At 64.4% G+C, this 23987-nt stretch carries 20 protein-coding genes; 12 read left to right on the forward strand and 8 right to left on the reverse strand.

Going from position 1 to position 23987, the window contains the following annotated elements; genetic code table 11:
* Positions 1 to 23 precede the first annotated feature (23 nt).
* Entirely contained in the window at positions 24 to 584 is a 561-nt protein-coding gene (locus tag NUH88_RS06895) for a class I SAM-dependent methyltransferase (protein WP_257770886.1), read from the reverse strand.
* Positions 581 to 2719 (reverse strand): aminotransferase, encoded by a 2139-nt coding sequence (locus NUH88_RS06900; protein ID WP_257770888.1) that lies wholly within the window; start codon positions 2717 to 2719, stop codon positions 581 to 583. The genes NUH88_RS06895 and NUH88_RS06900 overlap by 4 nt, the downstream gene beginning before the upstream one ends.
* Positions 2720 to 2820: 101 nt before the next feature.
* Here NUH88_RS06900 and NUH88_RS06905 point away from each other — a divergent pair, with 101 nt between their 5' ends.
* Positions 2821 to 3273, forward strand: coding sequence for a DUF1178 family protein (locus tag NUH88_RS06905; RefSeq protein WP_257770890.1), 453 nt, complete (start codon positions 2821 to 2823; stop codon positions 3271 to 3273).
* Here the strand turns inward: NUH88_RS06905 and ubiG are convergent.
* Positions 3270 to 4034, reverse strand: coding sequence for a bifunctional 2-polyprenyl-6-hydroxyphenol methylase/3-demethylubiquinol 3-O-methyltransferase UbiG (gene ubiG, locus NUH88_RS06910; RefSeq protein WP_257770892.1), 765 nt, complete (start codon positions 4032 to 4034; stop codon positions 3270 to 3272). The genes NUH88_RS06905 and ubiG overlap by 4 nt on opposite strands.
* A gap of 127 nt (positions 4035 to 4161) precedes the next feature.
* Between ubiG and NUH88_RS06915 the strand changes: the two genes are divergently transcribed.
* The 9 genes from NUH88_RS06915 (at position 4162) to NUH88_RS06955 (ending at position 16155) form a co-directional block, all read left to right on the forward strand.
* Positions 4162 to 5391, forward strand: coding sequence for an aspartate kinase (locus NUH88_RS06915; RefSeq protein WP_257770893.1), 1230 nt, complete (start codon positions 4162 to 4164; stop codon positions 5389 to 5391).
* Between the two features lie 4 nt (positions 5392 to 5395).
* Entirely contained in the window at positions 5396 to 7672 is a 2277-nt protein-coding gene (gene ptsP, locus NUH88_RS06920) for a phosphoenolpyruvate--protein phosphotransferase (RefSeq protein WP_257770895.1), read from the forward strand.
* A gap of 174 nt (positions 7673 to 7846) precedes the next feature.
* Positions 7847 to 9316 (forward strand): helix-turn-helix domain-containing protein, encoded by a 1470-nt coding sequence (locus NUH88_RS06925; protein ID WP_257772157.1) that lies wholly within the window; start codon positions 7847 to 7849, stop codon positions 9314 to 9316.
* Positions 9317 to 9446: 130 nt separating this feature from the next.
* Positions 9447 to 10589 carry a flavodoxin-dependent (E)-4-hydroxy-3-methylbut-2-enyl-diphosphate synthase gene (gene ispG, locus NUH88_RS06930; protein WP_257770897.1) on the forward strand — a complete coding sequence of 381 codons (1143 nt, stop codon included), beginning with the start codon at positions 9447 to 9449 and terminating at the stop codon, positions 10587 to 10589.
* 122 nt (positions 10590 to 10711) lie between these two features.
* Positions 10712 to 11956: a histidine--tRNA ligase gene (hisS, locus tag NUH88_RS06935; RefSeq protein WP_257770899.1), complete on the forward strand. Its 1245-nt coding sequence runs from the start codon at positions 10712 to 10714 to the stop codon at positions 11954 to 11956.
* Between the two features lie 12 nt (positions 11957 to 11968).
* Positions 11969 to 13261, forward strand: coding sequence for a glutamyl-tRNA reductase (hemA, locus tag NUH88_RS06940; RefSeq protein ID WP_257770901.1), 1293 nt, complete (start codon positions 11969 to 11971; stop codon positions 13259 to 13261).
* A complete protein-coding gene (prfA, locus tag NUH88_RS06945; RefSeq protein ID WP_257770903.1) occupies positions 13258 to 14322 on the forward strand; it encodes a peptide chain release factor 1 in 1065 nt (354 codons plus the stop codon). Before hemA ends, prfA begins: the two co-directional genes overlap by 4 nt.
* Positions 14322 to 15191, forward strand: a complete 870-nt coding sequence (gene prmC, locus NUH88_RS06950; RefSeq protein WP_257770905.1) for a peptide chain release factor N(5)-glutamine methyltransferase — start codon at positions 14322 to 14324, stop codon at positions 15189 to 15191. Before prfA ends, prmC begins: the two co-directional genes overlap by 1 nt.
* A gap of 265 nt (positions 15192 to 15456) precedes the next feature.
* Positions 15457 to 16155, forward strand: a complete 699-nt coding sequence (locus NUH88_RS06955; RefSeq protein ID WP_257770907.1) for a DUF4167 domain-containing protein — start codon at positions 15457 to 15459, stop codon at positions 16153 to 16155.
* Positions 16156 to 16232: 77 nt separating this feature from the next.
* Here the strand turns inward: NUH88_RS06955 and NUH88_RS06960 are convergent, their stop codons facing one another.
* Complete coding sequence (locus tag NUH88_RS06960) at positions 16233 to 16619, reverse strand: GNAT family N-acetyltransferase (RefSeq protein WP_257770909.1); 387 nt, start codon at positions 16617 to 16619, stop codon at positions 16233 to 16235.
* A 73-nt stretch (positions 16620 to 16692) separates the two neighbouring features.
* Positions 16693 to 17475: an MOSC domain-containing protein gene (locus NUH88_RS06965; protein ID WP_308220091.1), complete on the reverse strand. Its 783-nt coding sequence runs from the start codon at positions 17473 to 17475 to the stop codon at positions 16693 to 16695.
* Between the two features lie 238 nt (positions 17476 to 17713).
* Between NUH88_RS06965 and clpB the strand changes: the two genes are divergently transcribed.
* Positions 17714 to 20332, forward strand: coding sequence for an ATP-dependent chaperone ClpB (clpB, locus tag NUH88_RS06970; protein WP_257770913.1), 2619 nt, complete (start codon positions 17714 to 17716; stop codon positions 20330 to 20332).
* A 48-nt stretch (positions 20333 to 20380) separates the two neighbouring features.
* On the opposite strand, the gene NUH88_RS06975 is transcribed toward clpB, so the two are convergent.
* The 3 genes from NUH88_RS06975 to NUH88_RS06985 are packed head-to-tail and all read right to left on the reverse strand — an operon-like array spanning position 20381 to position 22833.
* Positions 20381 to 21007, reverse strand: a complete 627-nt coding sequence (locus tag NUH88_RS06975) for a pseudaminic acid biosynthesis-associated methylase (protein ID WP_257770915.1) — start codon at positions 21005 to 21007, stop codon at positions 20381 to 20383.
* Positions 21008 to 21037: 30 nt separating this feature from the next.
* The gene (locus NUH88_RS06980; RefSeq protein WP_257770917.1) at positions 21038 to 21808 is read right to left on the reverse strand and encodes a cytidylyltransferase domain-containing protein; all 771 of its coding nucleotides are present in this window, start codon (positions 21806 to 21808) and stop codon (positions 21038 to 21040) included.
* Entirely contained in the window at positions 21805 to 22833 is a 1029-nt protein-coding gene (locus NUH88_RS06985; protein WP_257770919.1) for a PseG/SpsG family protein, read from the reverse strand. Before NUH88_RS06985 ends, NUH88_RS06980 begins: the two co-directional genes overlap by 4 nt.
* Before the next feature lie 86 nt (positions 22834 to 22919).
* On the opposite strand from NUH88_RS06985, the gene pseI reads away from it, so the two are divergent.
* Positions 22920 to 23981, forward strand: a complete 1062-nt coding sequence (gene pseI, locus NUH88_RS06990) for a pseudaminic acid synthase (RefSeq protein ID WP_257770920.1) — start codon at positions 22920 to 22922, stop codon at positions 23979 to 23981.
* The last annotated feature ends 6 nt before the right edge of the window (positions 23982 to 23987 follow it).

Consider the following 23987-nt stretch of genomic DNA (forward strand, 5'->3'; position numbering starts at 1 on the left):
GATATCCCGCTGCAAGGGCGGGATCAGGAAGAGGAATTCGCGATCTTTTCCCGGACGGCCGCGATCCTCTGGATACAGGCCGGCCGCGGCGCAGCGACCGTCAGATCCTCGAAAGCGATCACGCGCAGTTCCGGGCCGCAGAGAATGAGAAGCTCTTCGCGATGCAGAAGGAAGTCCGGATTCGACGGTCGGCCGAACGCCTCGTTGCCCATCGCAAATGTCTCGTAGAGCAGCAAACCGCCAGGTGCGACCGCACCGATGATGTCGGTCATTATCGGACGGTGCAGGTAGTTGGTGACGATCACGCAGCCGAAGGTTCGCTCCTTGAGGGGCCAGGGCCGGCCGGCCTCGAGATCAGAGGCCACCAGTTCGACCCGGGCGTCGGCGGCCATGTCCGCGACGCGCGAAATATCCTGGTCCAGCAAGACGACCGGATTTCCACGGGCACGGAAGAACCGGCCATGTCGACCCGATCCGCAGGCGACATCCAGGACTTCGGCTGTCTCCGGGACCTGCTGCGCAAACCGGATCACCCACTCGGACGGAGCGGGTATCGGCCGGGCCTCCGAACTTGCAGCGCTCATTCCGCGGCTTCTGCGGAGGATACGACGGGAACCACCGCGCCGGAGAAACTGCAATCCGGAACCGCAAGACGAAGGAAGACCGGCCCCGCGGCCTCGACAGGCGTGACCGATCCGGGATCTTCGCCGGGAAAGGCAGCCGCACGCATTCCCGTCTGCATGGCCCCCGGATCGACGGCATTAATCCGCAGGCCGAATTTCCGGTTCTCCGCCGCATAGGCCCGCATCATCGCTTCAAGGCCGGCCTTGCTGGCGGCATAGGCGCTCCAATCCGCATGCGCACCGCGTGCCGCACCTGAAGTGACGAAGACGCACCGCCCCGCATCCGACAAGGACAAGAACGGATGCAGCAGGTGCAGAAGCCGGAGCGGAGCCGTCAGATTGACGGCGATCACCCGGTCCCAGGCCGCATCTTCCAGTTCCGGGAGCGGCTTCAGGTCGCCGAGCTGGGCCGCGTTCAGGACCAGAATGTCGAGCCGGCTTCCCAGCTTCTCGAGCGCCGCCATCAGAGCGGTCTCGGCCTTCCCGTCCCGCGTGGAGAAATCCACCGCAACCGGAATGGCGGAGCCGCCATCGGCCGCGATCTCCGCGCAACGGGCTCTGAGCGCGGCTTCGTCCCGCGCGGCCGCGACGACGGTGGCACCTGCGCGGGCATAGGTCCGCGCGACTTCAGCGCCGATGCCGCGAGAGGCTCCGGTGACCAGCGCGACGCGTCCGGCAAGCGGTCTGTCTGCCTCGTGGACGGCTTCCGCGAGCTTCTGCTCCTCGGCAATGATGCCGAGCTCGCGGCTGATATCCTCCAGCGCCGCCTCCAGCGTGTCGACGATATCGTCGACCTGCTCCCGCGTGACGACGAAGGGAGGCGCGATCAGCAGCGTGTCCCGGACCGCCCGGACGATGATCCCGCGCGCCTTCAGGTTCTCGCGGCAAACAGCGGCGACCACACCCGGCGGATCGAACAGCCTGTGCGCGGCCTTGTCCTGGATCAGCTCGACGGCCCCGAGCAGCCCGAGCCCGCGAACCTCGCCGACCAGCGGGCGTGTTTCCAGCCGCTTCAGCGTTTCGCAGAAATACGGCCCGATCTCCTCCCGCACCCGTTCCACCAGCTTCTCGCGCTTCAGGATCGCGAGATTTTCGAGCGCGACTGCCGCCGCCACAGGATGACCGGAATAGGTAAAGCCATGCGCCAGTCCGCCCTCGGCGTCGCGCAACACCTCGGCGATCGGGTCCGAGACCATCAGAGCGGAAATCGGCTGATATCCGGAGGAGAGCCCCTTCGCGAGTGTCATGAAATCCGGGCTGAGGCCGAACAGCTCGGCTGCCGACCAGGCACCGAGACGGCCGAAGGCGCTGATCACCTCGTCCAGCACGAAGAGCACGTCATGGCGCTGGCAAATGTTCTGCACCTCGGCGAGATAGCCTTCCGGCGGAAAGATCAGGCCGCCCGCGCCCTGGATCGGCTCGCAGATGAAGAGAGCGACATTCTCGGCGCCCAGCTCTTCGATCTTGCTCTCCAATGCGCGCGCCGCCTGGGCCGCGAACGCGGCCTCGGGCATGTCATGGCCGAGAAGAAACCGGTACGGCGCCTCGATATGGGCGAAGTCCGGCAGTCCGGTGCCGCCCTGGGCGTGCATCGCGCCGATGCCGCCGGCGCTGAGCGCGGCCAGCGTCGAGCCGTGATAGCCCTCCTCCCGGCCGATCACGATCCGCTTCTGCGGCTTGCCTTTCTGTTGCCAGTAGTAGCGGGCCAGCCGGATCGCACTGTCGCAGACTTCCGAGCCTGAATTTGCGAAGAGCGCCGTATTGAGATGCCCCGGCATCAGTTCCGCGAGGGTCTCGGCGAGTTCCGCCGTCGGGCCCGTCGTGGTGTTGAAGAAGGTGTTGTAGTATGCCAGCCGCTGCATCTGCTCGGCGGCGACGTCTGCCAGTTCCCTGCGGCCGTATCCGACATTCACGCACCAGAGGCCGGCGAGCGCATCCAGATAACGGTGGCCCTGATCGTCCCAGAGATAGCAGCCCTCGCCGCGCTCGATCACGGTGGCGCCACCGGCGGCCGCGAGTTCCCTGTTGTCGGTAAAGGGATGCAGGTGATGCGCGGCGTCCCGTTGCCCCAGCGTCCTGCCGTCCGTCTCGCTCATTATTTGCCCCCCGCGCAACGACAGACTGGCTAATTAGCAATTATTACACTATTTCGACGGCATGCTATTCCACACTGTCAGAACGATTTTGGATCTGATGGATGATCAAGTACAGACTTCGGTGCGACGCGGAGCATAGCTTCGACGCCTGGTTCCGCGACAGCGCCGCCTACGACAAACAGGCCGGCGCCGGACTGCTGACCTGCCCGAATTGCGGTTCGGCGGCGATCTCGAAGGCCTTGATGGCGCCGAGCGTAAACAGCTCGAAGAAAAAATCGAACCGGCAAAGCGCGGAAGAGACCATGCCGGCCGTCAGCCAGATGCCACCGGAAATGGCCGCCATCCGGGAGAAGCTCGTCGCGCTCCGCAAGGAGGTCGAAAGCAAGTTCGACTATGTCGGCAAGGAATTCGCCGAAGAAGCCCGCAAGATCCATTACGGCGAAACGGACCCGCACGGGATCTATGGCGAGACAAGCTCCGACGAGGCACAGGCCTTGATGGAAGAGGGCATCGAGTTCACCCCGATCCCCTGGGTGCCGAAGAGCGACGCCTAGCCGTTCGCCCCCGGTTTCACCGCCAGCATCGCGTAATTGATCGCGAGATCCGACGAGCGCGAGAAGCTGTCCGCGAGCGGATCGAAACGGATCCCGCTACGCTCCGTCACCGTGAGGCCGGCCTCCGCCAGCAGGTCGCGCAATTCCTCCGGCGTAAGGAACTGCCGCCAGTCGTGCGTTCCGGGTGGAACCCAGCGCAGCAGGTATTCGGCGGCGAACTTTCCGAAAAGCAGCGACTTGCCGGTCCGGTTCAGCGTCGTGACGAACACCGCGCCGCCCGGGCGGACCAGCTTCGCGAGCGAGGTGGCGAAGAGCGAAGGATCGGCGACATGCTCGATCACCTCCGACGCGATCACGGCGTCGAAGGCCTCGGGCATTTCCTCGGCGAGCGCCTCGGCGAGCGAGACCCGGTAGTCGATCTCGAGCCCGCCCTCTTCCGCATGGAGAGCGGCGGTGCGGATCGTCTTTCCCTCCGCATCGATCCCGGTCATGGACGCCCCCAGCCGGGTTAGCGGTTCGGAGAGCAATCCGCCGCCGCATCCGATATCCAGCATCCGCAAACCGGCGAACGGTCTCGCGGCCGCCTCATCGCACGAGAAGTGGTCGCCGATCCATTCACGAATCAGCTCAAGGCGGACGGGCGTGAACTTGTGCAGCGGCGCGAATGGCCCGCGCATGTCCCACCACTCGTCCGCGACCGCGGAGAATCGCCGGACGTCTTCCGGATCGATCGTGCTTCTCGCCATGCTCTTCTCAATCATGGGTACTCCGTCTAGCGCGCTTGCCCGGGATGCGGCGTGTCGTTATGTATAGCCCCGCCCGGGGCCATTAGGAATGTTCGCGTTCCGGTATTGGGCATTGGGATACACTCCTGAAAAGCGGAACGAAATGGCGCGTATCGTGCAAAAGTTCGGCGGCACGTCGGTCGCCGACATTGAGCGCATCAGAAATGTAGCGCTCCGGGTGAAAAAGGAAGTCGACGCGGGCAACGAGGTGGCGGTCATCGTCTCCGCCATGGCCGGCGTCACGAATCAGCTTGTCGGCTATGCGCGCGAGATGAGCGTGCTGCACGATGCGCGGGAATACGACACCATCGTCTCCACCGGCGAGCAGGTGACCAGCGGCCTTCTCGCAATGGCGCTGCAGAATCTCGGCATCAACGCGCGCTCCTGGCTCGCCTGGCAGCTGCCGTTCCGCACCGATGGCGTGCACAGCAAGGCGCGGATCGAGGGCATCGAGACCGGCGAGATCGTCCAGCGCTTCGAACAGGGTCAGGTGGCGGTGCTGGCCGGTTTCCAGGGGCTCGGCCCGGACAACCGGATCACCACGCTCGGGCGCGGCGGCTCGGACACGTCGGCGGTCGCGCTGGCGGCGGCGCTGAACGCAGACCGCTGCGATATCTACACGGATGTCGACGGGGTCTATACTACGAATCCGAAGATTGTCCCGTCGGCACGGAAGATCGACCGGATCACTTACGAAGAAATGCTGGAACTGGCCTCGCAGGGGGCCAAGGTGCTGGAGACGCGCTCCGTCGCGCTTGCCATGCAGCACAATGTCAGGCTCCAGGTGCTCTCGAGCTTCGTCGAGGCGCCGGGTACCCTGGTCTGTGATGAGGATGAGATCGTGGAACAGAAAATCGTCAGCGGCATCGCCTACAGCCCCGAAGAGGCAAAGGTCACCGTGCGTCACGTGCCGGACCGGCCGGGCGTCGCCGCCTCCATTTTCGGCAGCCTCGCCGATGCCGCGGTCAATGTGGACATGATCGTCCAGAACGTGACCGAGGACGGCAACACCACCGACATGACCTTCACCATCGGCAAGACCGATCTGGAGCGTGCCCAGCAGGTTCTGGAGAAACTGCGCGACGAGCTCGGCTTCAAGGAAGTCAATGCCGACCCGAACGTCGCCAAGGTCTCCGTCGTCGGCGTCGGCATGCGCTCGCAGCCGGGCGTCGCCAAGACCATGTTCCGCACGCTGTCCGACAAGGGGATCAACATCCAGGTGATCTCGACATCGGAAATCAAGGTGAGCGTCCTGATCGCCGCGGAATATACCGAACTCGCCGTACGAGCCCTGCACACCGCCTACGGCCTCGACGGACCGCCGGCCGGCTGACCCGATGACGGCGGCGGTCGAGCATAACGGCTTCGGCCGCAACTCCCGCTCCATGTTGCGCCGCCTGCGCGACGTGATGGCCGAGGCGCGCGCGCCGCAGGAACGTCTCGACAGCATCACCTCGATCATCGCCGCCGACATGGCGGCCGAAGTCTGCTCGGTCTATGTCCGGCGCGCCGACAACCTGTTGGAATTATGCTCGACCGAGGGCCTTAACCAGGATGCGGTTCATCGCACCCTGATGCATTTCGGCGAGGGTCTCGTCGGCGACATCGCCGCCCGTGCACAATCCCTCGCACTATCGGACGCACAATCGCATCCCAAATTCGCCTACCGTCCGGAAACCGGCGAAGAGATCTACCAGTCGCTCGCCGGCGTGCCGGTTATGCGGGCCGACCGCCTGCTCGGCGTGCTCGTGGTACAGAACCGTTCCCGCCGGCAATATTCCGACGAGGAGATCGAGACGCTCGAGACCTTCGCCATGGTGCTGGCGGAACTGCTCGCGAACGGCGTGCTCGGCGAGCAGGAGAACCGCAACGACGCGGCGCTCCGGCTGACGGGGCAGACCGTCGCTCCGGGGATCGGGATCGGCATTGCCCATTTCCACCGCCAGAGCGCGGCGATCCGCCGGGTCGTCGCCGACAACCCGGCCGTGGAGAAGGACCGGCTCGAAAGCGCGATGGAGGGCGTCCGCTCGCGGATCGACACGCTGCTGGCAGCCCCCGACCTCGCCGAGGCCGGAGAGCACAGGGACGTTCTGGAAACTTTCCGGATGATTGCCCACGACCGTGGCTGGCTCGCCCGCATGAACGATGCGATCGACAACGGCCTCACGGCCGAAGCGGCGGTGCAGCGCGCCCGGGCCGACATGCGCGCCCGGCTCGGCTCGGTCCAGAATCCCTACCTGCGCGAACGCCTCGCCGATTTCGAAGATCTCGCGAACCGGCTGATCGCGCAGCTCGCGGACGAGGACGAGACCGGCGAGGGTAATGGAACGACGGTCACCCGCGATCAGCCCTACGTCGTCGTCGCTCGTTCCATGGGCCCGGCCGAGCTGCTCGACTATGACCGTCACAATCTGAACGGTCTTGTCCTGGAGGAAGGGTCGGCCACGGCTCATGTGGCGATCGTCGCCCGTGCCCTGGACATCCCGGTGCTCGGCAACATTCCGGGCCTGCTGAGCGAGGTCAATCCGGGCGACCGCCTGATCGTAGATGCGGATAACAACCAGATCCTTCTACGCCCGACGGAGGACGTGGAGGAGTACTTCCATACCGGTCTGAAAGCGCGCGCGGAGACCAGGGCGCGCTATCAGGCCCTGCGTGACCTGCCGGCGCAAACGCTCGACGGCGTTGATATCTCCCTGCTGCTGAATGTCGGGCTCATGTTCGACCTGCAACAGCTGGACGCGACGGGCGCGACCGGGGTCGGCCTCTACAGGACTGAAATCCCGTTCATGGTCCGGCGCGACATTCCGGACGTGAAACAGCAGACGGACGCCTATCGCCGGGTCCTCGAGGGTGCCGGAGGGCGTCCCGTAACCTTCCGCACGCTCGACGCGGGCGGCGACAAGCATATCCAGGCCTTCGACCATGATCCGGGAGACAATCCCGCTCTCGGCTGGAGATCCCTGCGCATTTCGGTCGACCATCCGAGCCTGCTCCGAAACCAGCTCCGCGCCATCCTGCGTGCGGCCGACGGCGCGCCTGTCGACCTGATGTTCCCGATGGTCTCGACAGTGGGCGAATTCGATGCCGCCCGCTCGATCCTCGACCGCGAACTCGAACATGCGATCCGCGGAGGCGAGAAACTGCCGTCGAACCTGCGCCTCGGCAGCATGCTTGAGGTCCCGTCCCTCGCCTGGCAACTTCCCGAGATCTTGTCCCGGGTCGATTTTCTTTCTGTCGGCAGCAACGACCTGCAGCAGTTTTTCTTTGCGGCGGACCGCGGAGACCAGCGGGTCACCCACCGCTACGATCCCGTTTCCGTACCTTTCCTCCGGCTTCTCAAACAGATTGCAGATGCCTGCGAAGAATACGGCAAGCCATTGACTCTCTGCGGAGAGATGGCCGGATCGCGGATCGGAGCGATGGCGCTCGTCGGAATCGGCTATCGCAGGCTTTCGATGGCCGCAGCCTCTATTGGCCCCGTAAAAGAAACAATAAGAGCAATCAATTATAGCGATTTGGAAACATTTATATCTAATTTATTGAAATCACGGGAAGGTCGTCTCGTCGAGCATTTGAAGGCGTTCGCACGCGACCATCAGGTGCCCGCCTGAGTCTTCAGATCGAAAAATCCGAATAGAACGTTGATTCATCGAACAATTTAATCTACCTTGGCATTTAATGCTTGGTTACCCCGTGGTGTCTCTGCGAGTTTTACTGAATAGTCGCTCCAGAAATAGCATGGTCAGGCGGATGATTTATTCGCGGGCAATTAGGTCGTGGATGAGATGAGCACCAAGGCGAAGTTGAGACTCCGGCACATCGAAGATGCCGACAAGTCAAAAGTCGCGGACGCCGCGTCTGAGTCGGCGGCCCCGAAACTTGTCGCTTCTGCGCCGCCTGCATCCAATGCCAAGCAAATCAAGAGCTTGAAGAACGAACCGGTCCTGGCGCACGAAGACGAGATGAGTTCCTCGGTCGGCGGGACCCTGAGACGCGGACGTCAGGAAAAGGATCTTTCCCTTCAGGACGTGGCGCAGCAACTGCGCATCCAACGCAGCTACTTGCAGGCACTCGAAACCGGCGATTTCGACAATCTGCCGGGCCTGACCTACGCAATCGGCTATGTCCGCAGCTACAGTCAGCTCGTCGGTCTCGATGCCGAGAAGCTGATCACCGATTTCAAGGCCGAGGCGAAGAAGCTGCAGGAACCGACGCAGCTCTCCTTCCCATCCCCGGCCCCCGAAGGCAAAGTTCCGGGCGGGGCGCTGATGTTCGTCGGCGTTCTGCTCGCGGCCCTCAGCTATGGGGGCTGGTATTATTTCTCGACCTCCGAGACCAGTGTCTCTGACCTGACCCCGACGATCCCGGATCGCCTCGCCTTCCTGCTGGAAGAGCCGGCCATCGAGTCCGGCGCGTCAGAGCCCACTGCGGTCACCGCCGAGACCGCTCCGGCCGCAAGTGTCGCGGCTCCGGCGGAGCCGGCACCCGAAGAGACGACGACAGCAGAGACGGCTCTGGCAACGGATGCTCCGGTTGCAAATGTCGATGCCGAAACGGCCACCGACACCGCTCCTGAAGCGGAACAGGTTGCCTCTGCGTCTCCTGAGGCAACCGCCGCCGCAGAGACGGTATCTGAAGAGAAATCTCCCGTCGCACTTGCGCCGGCGCCGCAACAAGAGACCGAAACGCCGGAGCCGGTCGCGACGGCGTCCGCTCCGACAGTCGACGTTCCAGCTGCGCCGGTAACGCAAGCGGCACGACCGGCAACCGCGGCCGAACCGGTGTCGGCCGACGCCGCAACGGACACGTCGACTCTGGAGCCGGCAACAGAAATAGCCAGCGTTCCTGCAACGGCGCCGGCGTCCGCTCCGGCAGACATTCCGGCCGTGCCCGACGTCAGCCGCAGCAGCTCCGAGCCGTCCGCGGTCAATGCGGAAGCGGCGGCAATCGATTCAAAGCCGACCCCGGCGCCCACGGCTTCCAGCGAAGGTCCCCGTATCGTCATCAGTGCGACGGACGACAGTTGGGTCCAGGTGCGCGGCTCCGACGCGACTCCCCTGTTGACCCGTATCCTGCGCAAGGGTGAGCAGTACGAGGTCCCGGCCCGCAGCGGCTTGCGGCTCTTTACCGGCAATGCCGGCGCCCTCAAGATCTCGGTCGACGGAACCGAAGCACCGAGCCTGGGTCCGTTCGGCAAGATCGCCCGGAACGTCCCGCTTGACGCGAGCCTGCTGACCTACACAGTCTCCGACTGAGCCCCTGTCCCGGCGGGACCCAGCCCCGCCGAAACGTCATGAAGGCGCCGTTTACCCGCGGCGCCTCATTGCTTTATAAGTCCCGAAACGCCATGTCGCAGTGAGCGACGAAAGCGAGCGGATCTATCCCATGAGCGTGCGGCCCTACCGCGACATCGACCGACGCAAGTCCCGTCAGATCTCCGTCGGAAACGTGCTTGTCGGCGGCGATGCCCCGATTACCGTACAGACCATGACGAACACGCTGACCGCCGATGCAAAGGCGACGATCGCGCAGATCCAGGCTTGCGCGGACGCCGGTGCCGACATCGTGCGGGTCTCCTGCCCGGATGAGGCCTCGACCGCGGCGATGCCGGAGATCGTCAAGGCGAGCCCGGTTCCCATCGTGGCCGACATTCATTTCCACTACAAACGCGCCATTGAGGCCGCCGAGGCGGGTGCCGCCTGTCTGCGCATCAATCCCGGCAATATCGGCAGCGCCGATCGGGTGCGCGAGGTGGTGAAGGCCGCCAAGGACCATGGCTGCTCGATCCGGGTCGGCGTGAATGCGGGCAGCCTCGAAAAGCATCTGCTGGAAAAATACGGAGAGCCCTGCCCCGAAGCCATGGTGGAAAGCGCACTCGACCACCTGCGCATCCTCGAAGACAACGATTTCTTCGAGACCAAGATCAGTGTGAAGGCGTCCGACGTCTTCCTCGCCGTCGCGGCCTATCAGGGCCTCGCGGACGCCTGCGACTATCCGCTGCACCTCGGGATCACCGAGGCCGGCGGTTTCCGCATCGGCTCGGTCAAGAGCTCCATCGGCATGGGCATGCTGCTCTGGAGCGGGATCGGCGACACGATCCGCGTCTCCCTCTCCTCCGATCCGGTGGACGAGGTGAAGGTCGGTTTCGACATTCTGAAGTCTCTCAACCTGCGCCACCGCGGCGTGAATGTGATCTCCTGCCCGTCCTGCGCCCGCCAGCAGTTCGACGTGATCAAGACCGTCGAGGTCCTGGAACAACGTCTGGCGCACATCACCACGCCGATGACCCTTTCGGTGATCGGCTGCGTGGTGAACGGTCCCGGCGAAGCGCGGGAGACCGATATCGGTTTCACCGGCGGCGGCAAGGGCACACATCAAGTCTACATCGCCGGGCTGCCGCACCATCGCCTGAAGGACGACAAGATCGTCGACCATCTGGTCTCTCTCGTAGAAGAGAAGGCGGCGGAGATCGAACGGGAACTGGCTACGGAAAAGAAAGCCATCGCGGTTCCGCCGGCCGCGTCCTGACCCGGAAGAGCGTTTTCCGCGCCGAAAATCACCGCATCCGTTTGAATCCGAGCCGATTTCGCGGCATAAACCGAGCCGCCCGCACGCATCTCGCCGCGGGCGCGTTTGAAAGGACCTGACCAATGGCGAAACTGCAACCCGTTCGCGGTACCCACGACCTTCTGGGCGAGGACGCGCGACGGCATCGTCATGTGGTTGAGACCGCGCTCGGGACCGCGGCCCGCTACGGGTTCAGCGAGATCCAGACCCCGATCTTCGAATTCACTGAAGTCTTCGCCCGCACGCTCGGCGAGACCTCGGACGTGGTCTCCAAGGAGATGTACACCTTCGAGGACCGTGGCGGTGACAGGGTCACCCTGCGACCGGAGGGAACAGCCGGCGTGGCGCGCGCCTTCATTTCAGAGGGTCTGACCCAGGATCTGCCGCTGAAGCTCTTTTATCAGGGCCCGATGTTCCGCTACGAACGACCGCAGAAGGGCCGCCAGCGCCAGTTCCACCAGATCGGCGTGGAGCTTCTCGGCGTTCCGGCGCCGCAGGCCGATATCGAGGTCATCACCGTCGGCGCCGACATTCTCGACGCGCTCGGGATCTTCGACGGCATCATCCTGGAACTGAACACGCTCGGCGATACGGAAAGCCGTGGCGCCTACCGCACCGCTCTGGTCGCCTATCTGATGGATCACCGGGACGGCCTTTCGGAAGACAGCCTGCGCCGGCTCGAGGTCAACCCGCTGCGGATCCTCGACAGCAAGGACGAGGGAGACCGCGCGATCGTCGCCAACGCGCCCTCCTTCGGCGACTATCTGAACGAGGCGAGCCGGGACTTCTACGGCACGGTGAAAGAGGGACTCGACACGGTCGGTATTCCCTACCGGCAGAACGACCGCCTTGTGCGCGGCCTCGATTACTATTGTCACACGGCCTACGAGTTCGTGACCGACAAGCTTGGCGCCCAGGGTACCGTTATGGCCGGTGGCCGGTATGACGGGCTGGTCGAGACCATGGGCGGTCCGTCGACCCCGGGCGTGGGGTGGGCGGCAGGGATCGAGCGCATTGCCATGATGATCGACGCGCCGGCAGCCCCGGCACGGCCGGTAGCGGTGATTCCCGTCGGCGCGGAGGCCACGATCACCGCCATCAAGCTCAGCCATGACTTGCGCAAGAGCGGTCTTGCTGTCGAAATGGGCTATTCGGGCAACCTTGGAAAGCGCATGAAGCGGGCCAACAAACTCGGCGCCAGCCACGCCGTCATTCTCGGCGAGACGGAACTCGAAAAGGGAGTCGCGACCGTTCGGGACCTGGATACAGGCTCTCAGACCGAAGTCGCGCTGGACAGGATCGGGGACCATCTCAAAGCCGGGTCCTAGCGAGGTTCGGCATTGGCGGACCGTCCCGCTTCCCCGCTCTTTCAGGACCTGCACCGTTTCGCCGTCGTCGGCGTCAACCACCGGACCTGCCCGGACGCGATCCGCGAACAACTCTTCGTCGCCGACGAGGAGCTGCCGGTGGTCCTGCGGTCACTCCGGGTCTTCGGGATCGAAGAGGCGATGCCGCTTTCGACCTGCGACCGGGTCGAGGTGGCGGGTGTTTTTCCCAATCCCGAGGAGGCCCGCAGTGTGATCGCGAGGATCCTCTGCGCGCCGGTCGGTCTCGATCCTGCCCTCTTAGAGCCTCTGCTCTATCGGCATGTCGGCGGCGACGCCGTCGCCCATTTGTTCCGGGTCGCCGCCTCCCTCGACAGCCAAGTCATCGGGGAGCCGCAAATCCTCGGCCAGATGCGCGCCGGGCATCGCCTCGCCCGCAACCTGAAATCCTCCGGTCCGCTGCTCGACGCGACCATGAGCGCAGCGTTCGAGGCCGCCCGACAGGTTCGTCGGGAAACCCGGATCGCCGAAGGTCCGGTCTCCATCGCCGCAGCGGCGATCACCATCGCGCGCGACGTCCACGGAGCTTTGGACAGGACCCGCGCCCTGCTGCTCGGCGCGGGCGAGCTTGGCCTGATTCTGGCCGAGCAGCTACAGGAGGGTCACGAGACGCCGGTGACTGTCATGGACAGGATCTCGCGGCGCGCGGAAGCGACGGCGAAATCTATCAATGCCCATCATCGTCCATTCGAGGAACTCTCGGCAGCGCTGTCAGAAGCGGATATTGTCATCGCCGCCGTCGGCGAGGGCCGCACTGTACTGACCGCCGAGATGGTCGAAAGCGCCTTGCAGAAACGGCGTTACCGCCCGATCTTCCTGGTCGACCTGTCCGTGCCAGCGGATGTCGATCCGGCGGTCAATCGGATCGACGAGGCCTTCCTGTTCGATCTTGAGGATCTCGAACGCACGGCGACCGAAGGCAAGAATGCGCGCCGCGCAGAGGCGGAGCGCGCCCGTGAAATGGTCGAAAAAGCCGTCGCGCGCTTTCTTTCGGACCAAAGCGGGCGAACAGCCGCCCCAGCGATCGTGCGCCTCAGAAACCATTTGGAAGCGATGCGGACAAATCTGCACGAGGAACAGCCGAACCTTTCTGCGGAACAGGCGACGCGGCTCCTGCTGAACCGCATCATGCACGGGCCGTCGGAGCATCTACGCCGGCTCGCGGCTTCCGAGACACTGGACGACAGGACAATCTCCACTCTGGTGGAACTGTTCGGCCTCGAAGAAGAACAGGGAGAAAACGAGTGAGCCTGCAGGCAAATCTCGAAAGGGTGCTGGCCCGCCACAAGGAACTGGAAGCAATCCTGGCCTCCGGCGAGGATATAGGCTCGCAGGACATTGCCAAGCTCTCGCGGGAACTCTCCGAACTCGCGCCAGTCGCCGAGAAGGTCACCGAGCTGACGGCCATGCGGAAGGAACTCGACGACGCCCGCGTACTGCTTGAAGACCCCGATATGGCGGAAATGGCGGGCGAGGAAGTCGAAAGGCTGGAGAAGGAGCTTCCGGATCTTGAGCGAGAGGTCCAGGTTCTGCTTCTGCCGAAAGACGAGGCGGACGAGAAGAACGCGATTCTGGAAGTCCGCGCGGGGACCGGCGGCGACGAAGCCGCGCTCTTCGCCTCCGACCTCTTCGGCATGTATCAGCGTTATGCCGCGCAGAAGGGCTGGAAATTCGAGATCATGGAGATCTCGGAAAACGATATCGGCGGCTATAAAGAGGCGATCGCGGAAATCAGCGGGCGCTCCGTCTTCGCCCGGCTGAAATTCGAGTCCGGAGTTCACCGCGTACAACGCGTCCCGGTAACCGAATCCGGCGGGCGGATCCATACTTCCGCCGCGACCGTCGCCGTTCTGCCGGAAGCCGAAGACGTCGATCTGGAGATCGAGGACAAGGACCTGCGCGTAGACGTATTCCGGGCAAGCGGCGCCGGCGGCCAGCACGTGAATACAACGGAAAGCGCGGTCCGCATCACCCACCTGCCCTCGGGCATCGTGGTCTCGCAGCAGGACGAGAAATCCCAGCACAAGAACCGCGCCAAGGCGATGAAGATCCTCCGCGCACGGCTCTACGACCACGAACGCCAGCGCCTCGCCAGCGAACGCGCGGCGGACCGCAAAGACCAGGTCGGCAGCGGCGACCGCTCGGAGCGCATCCGCACCTACAATTTCCCGCAGGGCCGCGTCACCGATCACCGCATCAATCTGACACTTTACAAGATCGACAAGGTGATCGCCGGCGAGGCCCTCGACGAACTGGTCGACGCATTGACCGCCGAAGACGAGGCCGCGCGTCTCGCGGCCCTCTCCTGATGTCTCCCGGCGGAGATGGGAACGGGGCCTCGATAGGCGGACTGCTCTCTGCGGCAACGCGGCGGCTCGCCGCGGCCGGTAGCGGCTCGGCCCGGCTTGACGCACGCCTGCTGCTCGCCCACGCCTTGGGAGCGGACGACCGCTTGCATGGGCATGAAGACGAGCCCGTCACACCTGACGGCGCGGCGCAGTTCAATGTCCTTCTGGACCGCCGGCTTGCCGGGGAGCCTGTTTCCCGCATCCTCGGCAATCGGGAATTCTGGAGCCTTGAGTTCGAGCTGTCTCCGGCAACACTCGACCCGCGCCCGGACAGCGAAACTCTGATCGACGCGTTGCGCGAACTCCGCCCGGACCGGAGTGCCTCACTGCGTATCCTCGATCTCGGTACCGGAACCGGATGCCTCCTGCTCGCGGCGCTGTCGGAATACCCGAACGCGGAGGGTGTGGGCGTCGACATCGATCCCGAATGCGTCGCCATTTCCGGGCGAAATGCGGAGAAACTATGTCTTTCCGACCGCGCACGAATGATCCGTTCCTCCTGGGCGCGGGACGTGACCGGAACGTTCGACATCGTTCTGTCGAACCCCCCCTACATTCCGTCACCGGAGATTGAAAACCTGCAACCGGAAGTGCGCCTTCATGACCCGCTTCGCGCGCTTGACGGAGGGTTCGACGGACTGGATGCGTACCGAAATATCGCGGAAAACCTTGCATCTCTGCTTAACAGAGATGGCCTCGCGCTGTTCGAATTCGGAGAGGGCCAGGGTCCAGAGGTTGCGCGCATCATGGAAGCGGCGGGTCTCTCCGTCGCGGGGTTCCGGAACGATCTCGCGGGCATTCAGCGCTGCATTCAGGTACGCCGAAACTGACCGGTTGCGAGAATACGCCTTGCTGCAATGCGGGAAATAGAACTTGGAAAGGCCGACCTAAACCGGTAGTCTCCCTTGCATGCAACAGGTGCCGAGGGGGCAGACTTGTTGCTGGAAACCATCCCGGTATGACGCGAATGCTTTGGCTTGGACTTAGTCCAACCGATGGCGACCGGATGTTTCGATCCGACACACGGTGTGGATCGGTGTTTTTGGCTCGGGCGCCATTATTGGCTCCCCAAACATAGCGGCAAAGAAATCGACCATGAGACAAGGTCCACATTCGAAGCGTGGGCGGGGTCGCGGCGGAAATCGCCGTCCAAATGTCCCCAACAGGAATCAAACGTTCGACAGCAACGGACCGGATGTCCGGATCCGCGGTAACGCGCATCAGGTTTACGAGAAGTACCTGACGCTTGCCCGGGACGCGACCACCTCCGGCGACCGGGTGCTCGCGGAAAGCCTCTATCAGCATGCGGACCACTATTTCCGCATCTATAGCGCCTTCAACGAGGAGAACGAGGCCCGCCGCAACGCGCAGCAGCAGGACAACGCACCTCAACAGGATCCGCAGCAAACCCGTTCCGACGAGGACGGCGAGAGCGAGTCGTCCAACGATCAGGTCCCGGCCCCGTCCGACGACGATCAGGCGGCGGCACGTAAGACTCGCAGCGAACGTCGCCAGGATGCGGAAGCGGCCGAGCAGGCGGATCAGGAGCGCACACCGCGCCAGCCGCGCCGCCGCCGTAACAGCAATGGCACCGGTTCCGAGCCGCAAGCGGCCAATTCGGATAACGACTCCGCACTGCGCGCCATGCTCGGCGCCAGCGAGTCCGGCATGCCGAAAGACGAGTCCGGCGAGGCTGAAGCTTCGGAAGAGCCGAAGCCCGTCCGCCGCCGCGGCCGCCCGCGCAAGGTTGCGGAGCCGGCCGAACAAAGCCTCCCGCTCGCCGGCGAGGACTAAGTTCCTTCAAATATCAAGCAAAGCCGGCAAGCCAGATGGTTCGCCGGCTTTTCTTTTGCCGGAAACGCTTTCCGGGCTCAGAGCGTCTTGCTGAATATGCGCGAGGTCGAGCTGATGCTGTAACCGATGCGCTCGTAGAAGGCATGCGCGCCGGTGCGTCGCATGTTCGAGGACAGGGTGATCGAGGTACATCCGATCTCCCCCGCGAGACGCTCTGCCTCGGCCATCAGAAAGCGGCCCGCACCGCTGCCGCGGGCGCTCTCGTCGACGACCAGAGCCTGCACCACAAGCGCCCTCCCCTTTTCGATCGAGGGGCGGTCATAGCAATGCAGAAAACCCACCAGTCTTTCGCCGGAAAACGCTCCGAAGGCATGATGCCCGGCGCTCGTCAGGACCAGCCCCATGCGCGGCGCGGCGGTTTGCGCGTCGAGTTCGTAGCCGAGCTGCACAGAGAGTGCCGACACGGCCGCCGCGTCACCGGGCGTTAGGCGGCGCAGGGCGAGCGGCGTCATTCCGGATTGCCGGACTGCATGGCGCTCACCCGGCGACAGGCTCGACCGGATCCCCGACCTTGATCGTCCCGCTCGAAGTCACATCCACGTAGATGCCGCAATCGGTGTGGCCGAAACCGTTCTGCAGATCGCGCGGGATGGTGAGGTCCCGCTCCGCCGTTGCCGGATCCACATTGGTCGCCGCACAGCGTCCGATGCGTTCGGCCACAGTCACTTCGGCATCGCCGATCCGCACCTTCTTACCGACCCAGGTGAATTCCTCCCAGGCCGGCACGCCTTCAATCAGGATATTGCCCCGGAAGCGCATCGGATCGACCTTGCGCCCGACCACGCGTTCGAGATCGCGCACGCTTTCCAGATTGATGATCGAGACGAACGGGACCTTGACGTCGGAATAGGGCTGCTCGCCGCTTTCGACAATGCGCGGCTGGCCCCGGCTTTCCTTCGCCATGAAGGCGGCGAAGAACTGTTCCAGGACCGTCCGTCCATTGACGTCGGAGAGTTTGCCGCTGGAGACGTTGCGCCCCTTGCGCCAGATTTGAAGCACTTCGCTTGCCTCGTCGAAGCGGGCCTCGAGTTGGGCGAGCTTTTCGTGAAGGGCGAGTTGCAGGAAATTGGCCTTCGGCTTCCAATCGCGGTCGCCCGCCTCCACACGCCGCGCCGAGGCGCCGTGCAGGATACCGAAGCGCCGGTCGTTGGGGAGCATGCGTCCTGCCTCGAGCGGGACGCTCTCCAACGATTCTCCGGTCATGCCTTTGACGGGGAATCGATAAATCTGACTGACTTTTCCCATAGTGCACCGCACCATAAATAGCTTCGAAGACCTGTCAACACGGGAACGGAACACCCCTTGCGGCGGGCGTGGCACTACCCATATCTGACATGCGGGTTCCAGACGCCGCCGAGCGGGTCATGGAACCTTCCAAGTCAGGAAGCAATCGGCGATGCTTAGGGTCACCGGGGCTTTCTGAAAAGAGGCTTCAGCGCCGCCTCATGGGGCGCACGGAGCTGTATCGGCAAACCATGCGGTACGAAGGAGATATCCGTTGGATTTCGAAAAACTCTCGGAGCGCATGCGCGGATTCCTGCAATCGGCGCAGACCCAGGCTCTAGGCGCGGGACATCAACGCCTCACCCCAGAACATCTTCTGAAGATCCTGCTCGACGACAAGGAAGGCATGTGCGCCAACCTGATCGAGCGTGCCGGCGGCGACGCGAAAGCGGCGCGCACGGCGGTCGAGGCCGAACTCGGCAAACTGCCGAAGGTCGAGGGCGGCGGCGCCGGCCAGGTCTATCTCGCGCCGGAATTCGCCCGCCTGCTGACCCAGTCGGAGGAAATCGCCGAGAAAGCCGGCGACAGCTTCGTCACGGTCGAGCGCATGCTGCTCGCCATGGCGATGGCCGAAGGCACGGCCGCCTGCCGCATCCTGAAGGACGCGGGCGTCACGGCACAGGCCCTCAATCAGGCCATCAACGAGGTCCGCAAGGGCCGCAAGGCGGATAGCGCGACAGCGGAAAACTCCTACGACGCGCTGGAAAAATACACCCAGGACATGACCGAGGCCGCGCGCTCCGGCAAGCTCGACCCGGTGATCGGCCGGGACGAGGAAATCCGGCGCACCATTCAGGTCCTCTCCCGCCGCACCAAGAACAACCCGGTGCTGATCGGCGAGCCCGGCGTCGGCAAGACCGCGATCATCGAGGGCCTCGCCCAGCGCATTGTGAACGGCGACGTGCCGGAGCCGCTGAAGCAGAAGCGCCTGCTGACGCTGGATCTCGGCGCGCTTATCGCCGGCGCCAAGTTCCGCGGCGAGTTCGAGGAACGTCTGAAATCCGTGCTGCAGGACGTCTCGCATTCCGAGGGCGACATCATCCTCTTCATCGACGAGTTGCACACGCTGGTCGGCGCCGGAGCGGCGGAAGGCGCGATGGACGCCTCCAACATGCTGAAGCCGGCCCTGGCACGCGGCGAGCTGCACTGCGTCGGCGCGACCACTTTGGACGAGTACCGCAAGCATATCGAGAAGGACGCGGCGCTGGCGCGGCGCTTCCAGCCGGTCTTCGTCGAGGAGCCGAACGTGATCGACACGATCTCGATCCTGCGCGGCCTGAAGGAGAAGTACGAGCTGCACCACGGCGTGCGGATCACCGACAGCGCCCTGGTCTCGGCGGCCAATCTCTCGAACCGCTACATCACCGACCGGTTCCTGCCCGACAAGGCGATCGACCTGGTCGACGAGGCGGCCTCCCGGCGGCGCATGGAGGTAGATTCCAAGCCGGAGCAGATCGACGAGCTCGACCGCAAGATCATCCAGCTCAAGATCGAGCAGGAAGCCCTGAAGAAGGAAACCGACAGCGCCTCCAAGGACCGGCTGAAGAAGCTCGAGGGCGAACTCTCCGAGCTGGAGAAGAGTTCCGAGGAGCTCACCAAGCGCTGGCAGTCCGAGAAGGAAGTCGTGACCGGCGTCCAGAAGGTGCAGGAGAAGCTCGACAAGGCCCGCATGGAGCTGGAGACCGCCAAGCGCGAAGGCAATTTCGAGAAAGCCGGCGAGCTGATGTACGGCGTGATTCCGGATCTCGAGGCCACGATTGGCCATGCCGAGACCGCCTCGGCGGAAAAGATGGTCAAGGAGGAAGTGACGGACCGCGACATCGCGTCGGTCGTCTCCCGCTGGACCGGCGTGCCCGTCGACAAGATGCTGGAGGGCGAGCGCGAGAAGCTGATCCAGATGGAGGACAACCTGCACAGGCGGGTGATCGGCCAGGACGAGGCGGTTGCCGCGGTCTCCAACGCCGTGCGCCGCGCCCGCGCCGGGCTGCAGGACCCGAACCGTCCGATCGGCTCCTTCCTGTTCCTTGGGCCCACCGGCGTCGGCAAGACCGAGCTCACCAAGGCGCTTGCCGAGTTCCTCTTTGATGACGAGCAGGCCATGGTCCGGCTCGACATGTCGGAATACATGGAGAAGCACTCGGTCAGCCGCCTGATCGGCGCGCCTCCGGGCTATGTCGGCTATGACGAGGGCGGCGCGCTGACCGAGGCGGTCCGCCGCCGGCCCTACCAGGTCGTGCTGTTCGACGAGGTCGAGAAGGCCCATCCGGACGTGTTCAACGTACTGCTGCAGGTGCTCGACGACGGCCGCCTGACCGACGGCCAGGGCCGCACCGTGGACTTCCGCAACACGCTGATCATCCTGACCTCCAACCTGGGCTCCGAGTTCCTCGCCGCGCAGGGCGAAGGGGAATCCGTCGACGAGGTGCGCGAGCAGGTGATGGAGGTGGTCCGCCGGGCCTTCCGGCCGGAATTCCTCAACCGTCTCGACGAGACCCTGCTGTTCTCGCGGCTCGACCGCTCGAACATGACCAGCATCGTCGACATCCAGCTCGGCCGCCTGCGCAAGCTGCTGGACGACCAGAACATCACGCTGGAACTGGACGAGGCCGCGCTGAAATGGCTGGCGGATACCGGCTACGACCCGGTCTACGGCGCCCGGCCGCTGAAGCGGGTGATCCAGCGCTCGCTGCAGAACCCGCTGGCCAACCAGATCCTCGAAGGCACGGTGCCCGACGGCGCCAGGGTGACGGTCACGGCAGAGGACGGCCGCCTGATCATCAACGGCAAACCGTCCGCTCCGGAAGAGGAAGTCCGGATCGAGGCGGCGGAGTAAGTCACCCTGACATTGAAGAGAAACGGCCCCTTTCGAGGGGCCGTTTTGCTATCCCCGCTTCTCCAGCAGGAACCAGGTCATGTCGTCGGCCGGGAAGTTCGGGTCGCGATGATACATGAAGCCGTAATCGACGAGCGCGAGGTCCGGGAAGCGGTCCAGCAGGTCGCCGGCGAAGTCGCGCTTGAAGAGCCGGTCCTCGTGGCCGCGATAGGGGATCGCGACCGGGGCCGGGTTGTAATATTCCGAGACCGCGATATAGCGCCCGCTCGCCGCGTACATGTTGTCGTAGACCCGCGGCAGCTCGTCCGGATTAATATGGATGAGCACGCCGGAGGTGAAGGAGAGATCGTGCGGTTCGCTGACCTGGGGGTCGAGGATCGAGCCGTGATGGACATTGAGACCTTCCTGGCTCTGCAGCGCCTTCACCGCTTCCGGGTTGATCTCGATGGCCGAGAGCTTCGCCTCCGGCAGCAGGGTGCGGAGCGCCAGCATGTTGAGGCCGATATTGGCGCCGAACTCGACTACGGACCCCACCGTCCCGGCCCGCGAGAGGATGCGCGAGAACATCGTCGTGCGCGAGGCGAGGATCGCCGCGTCCCGATTGCGGTCGATATAGGCATTGCCGAACGCACCGGCCCAGAAGGCTTCCTGTTCGGTGCGAAAGTTATCGGTCATAGGATCTTCTCCTGACGTCGCGTCTGGCACTCACGCCTGCTCCGGATAGGCGCCGTCCTCATTCTTTACCGGTTTCGGCTTGGCCGCGACCACCCGGTTGATCTCGACCCAGTCCGGATGCGCGTCCAACAAGGCCAGCACATCCCTGTAGCCGAATTCCGGGTTCCGCGGATAGAGCGCCTCGATGATCCGGCGGACCAGTTCGAAATCTTCCGGCTGGTCGACTGTCCAGCGCTGCCCCTCGATCGGCGGATCCTGTCGAAGCCTGCGGCAGGCAAAGCGCTCCGGGTGATTGTAGATGAAGGGGGTTACATGCTCACGCTCCTGGCATTCCGTGGCTTCGAGATACGCCGCCATCAGCGCCGCGGCGCGCATCACCTCGGCATCCAGTCCGTCCGGTAGAGTTCCGGTGCCCGCGTTCGACACATAATCCAGAGGCGGATCGCTTTCGAGCAAGGTCGAGACCACAATGTCGACCAGTTCCGGATCGAGCAGCGGGCAATCCGCGGTCAGCCGGACTACGATATCGGCACCGGCCATTTCGGCCGCGCCGGCATAGCGGGACAACACGTCGTCCTCCGAACCGCGCCACAAACGCAGGCCGTTGCGTGCCGCGAAATCCGCCACCGGGTCGTCGGTTGCGTTGGTCGTGGTCGCCAGCACGATCTCGTCGACGGTGCGGCAGCGGCGGACACGTTCGATCTGGTAGCCGAGCAGCGGTGTGCCCAGCACTTCCCGCAGCACCTTTCCCGGCAACCGGGTCGAGGTCATGCGCGCCTGGATAATCGCAACGGTCTTCATGCCCCGCCGGCCCTCCCGGTCAATTCGAGCATGGCGTCTATTACCCGTTCCACGCCTCTTCCGTCGACCATTGTCGATGCGGCACGGGAGAGGCCTTGTCTTGCGCCGGCGTCCCGCAGCAGCCGGACGAGTTCCGTGACGACACGCTCACGCGCGCAGTCGCCGAGGCGGCCGAGATAGACCGCCGCGCCTTCCGCCGCCATGCCGGCGCCGACCGGCTCCTCGACGGGAACGCTGGCGCCGAGCACCATCGGCGTGCCGTGCAAGGCCAGTTCCCCGACCGCAGAGCCTGCCGAGGAGAGTGCGATGTCCGCTGCCGAGATCAAGGACCCGAGATCGCGAACGCCCGTGTGGTATGTGATACTGCCCGACACAGACGCCGCCGGACGCCACGGATTGGCCGGACCGATCACCGCATCCACGCGCCCCTCCCCGATCTCCCCGCGCTGCAACGCGTCCCGCGCCGCCTCCGCAAGCATCTCGAGATACCGGTTCGGGTCGGCACCGCCGACCAGAACGAGGACCCGCTCCGGTATATCCCGTATCGCCCGCTTACGGACGTCCTGCCGGAGGTCCGCCCGGATCAGCGCGTAGCGGGGACCGGCAAGGACGCGGACCCCGCTCCAGGCCGCATAGCTCTCCTCGCGGGCCTGGACATTCTGGTTCAGCAGAAGATCGACCGGGAAAGGCGCCAGTGCGGCCGCATCGTCAATGAGCAGGACCGGTGCGCTCCGGCGCGCGGCCGCGACATAGTCCGCGCCGGCGAAAGGACCGTCGACGACCAGCCAATCCGCCCCGAGCCGCGAGACCGCGAGAGCCAGTTCCCCGCCATCGTCCGAAGCGGCAAGCATCCTGAAATCGATTCCGGCCCGCGCCAAACGGTCCGCGACCTGTCCGGGCAACTCTCCGCCGGAAAAGACCGCGGCCTCTCCGCCCCGTGCGCGCCAGCCTTCGGCGAGGGCGAAGCAGCGCATCACATGGCCGAGCCCGATCCGGGCATCGGCGTCGGCGCGAATTGCCAGCACTCCAGGTCTCACCCTTCCGCCGTCCCTTCTATCCCCCGGTAAAAAAAGCTATTCTGGCTTTAACCAAAGCCCCTGTCACGGAAACCATGGCGAAAGATTTCAAGATCGACGGCCGACCGGTTGGACCGGAACATCCGCCCTATGTGGTCGCGGAAATGTCCGGCAATCATAACGGGGAGATTGGGCGCGCCCTCGCCCTGATCGACGCTGCGAAAGAAGCCGGCGCGGATGCCGTGAAGATCCAGACCTATCGGGCCGATACCATCACCATCGACCATGACGGCCCCGAATTCATGATCCATTCGGGGCTTTGGGCCGGCCGGCGCCTGTTCGAGCTGTACGAGGAAGCCCATACCCCCTGGGAATGGCACGCAGAGCTTTTCCAGCACGCACGGAAGATCGGGATCACCCTCTTCTCGGCACCGTTCGATCCGACCGCGGTCGAGCTGCTGCAGAGCCTCGGATGCCCGGCCTTCAAGATCGCCTCGCCCGAGATCGTCGATCTCGATCTGGTCGAGCGCTGCGCACGCACCGGGAAGCCGCTCATCATCTCCACCGGTATGGCGAGCTTAGAAGAGATCGAGGACGCGGTCGCGACGGCCCGCGGAGCCGGCGCAAAGGATATCCTCGTCCTGCATTGCATCAGCGGCTATCCGACCCCGGTCGATCAGGCGAACCTCGCCACGATCCCGGACCTCGCATCCCGGCTCGACGTTGCCATCGGACTGTCCGACCACACCATGGACACCGTCGTCGCCGAGGCCGCGGTCGCAATGGGCGCGGTGTTGGTGGAGAAGCATTTCACCCTGCGGCGCGCGGATGGCGGAGTGGATTCCGCCTTCTCGCTGGAGCCGGAAGACCTCGCGACACTTGTGCGCAACTTGCGGACCGCCTTCGATGCTCGCGGCAAACCGAATTACCGGCCGACCGATGCGGAGAAGGAGATGCTCTCCATGCGCCGCAGTCTCTATGTCGTGGCCGACATCGCGGCCGGAGAGGCTCTGACAGAGGCTAATATCCGCTCGATCCGGCCGGCAAACGGACTGCCGCCCAAATATCTCCGCCAGGTGATCGGCAAGACGGCGACGCGCCAGCTGAAGCGAGGCGAACCGCTGGCCGCCGACATGGTCAGCGGATTTGCGACCTGACCAGGA

This window comes from Nisaea acidiphila (genome assembly GCF_024662015.1).
Lineage (GTDB): Bacteria > Pseudomonadota > Alphaproteobacteria > Thalassobaculales > Thalassobaculaceae > Nisaea > Nisaea acidiphila.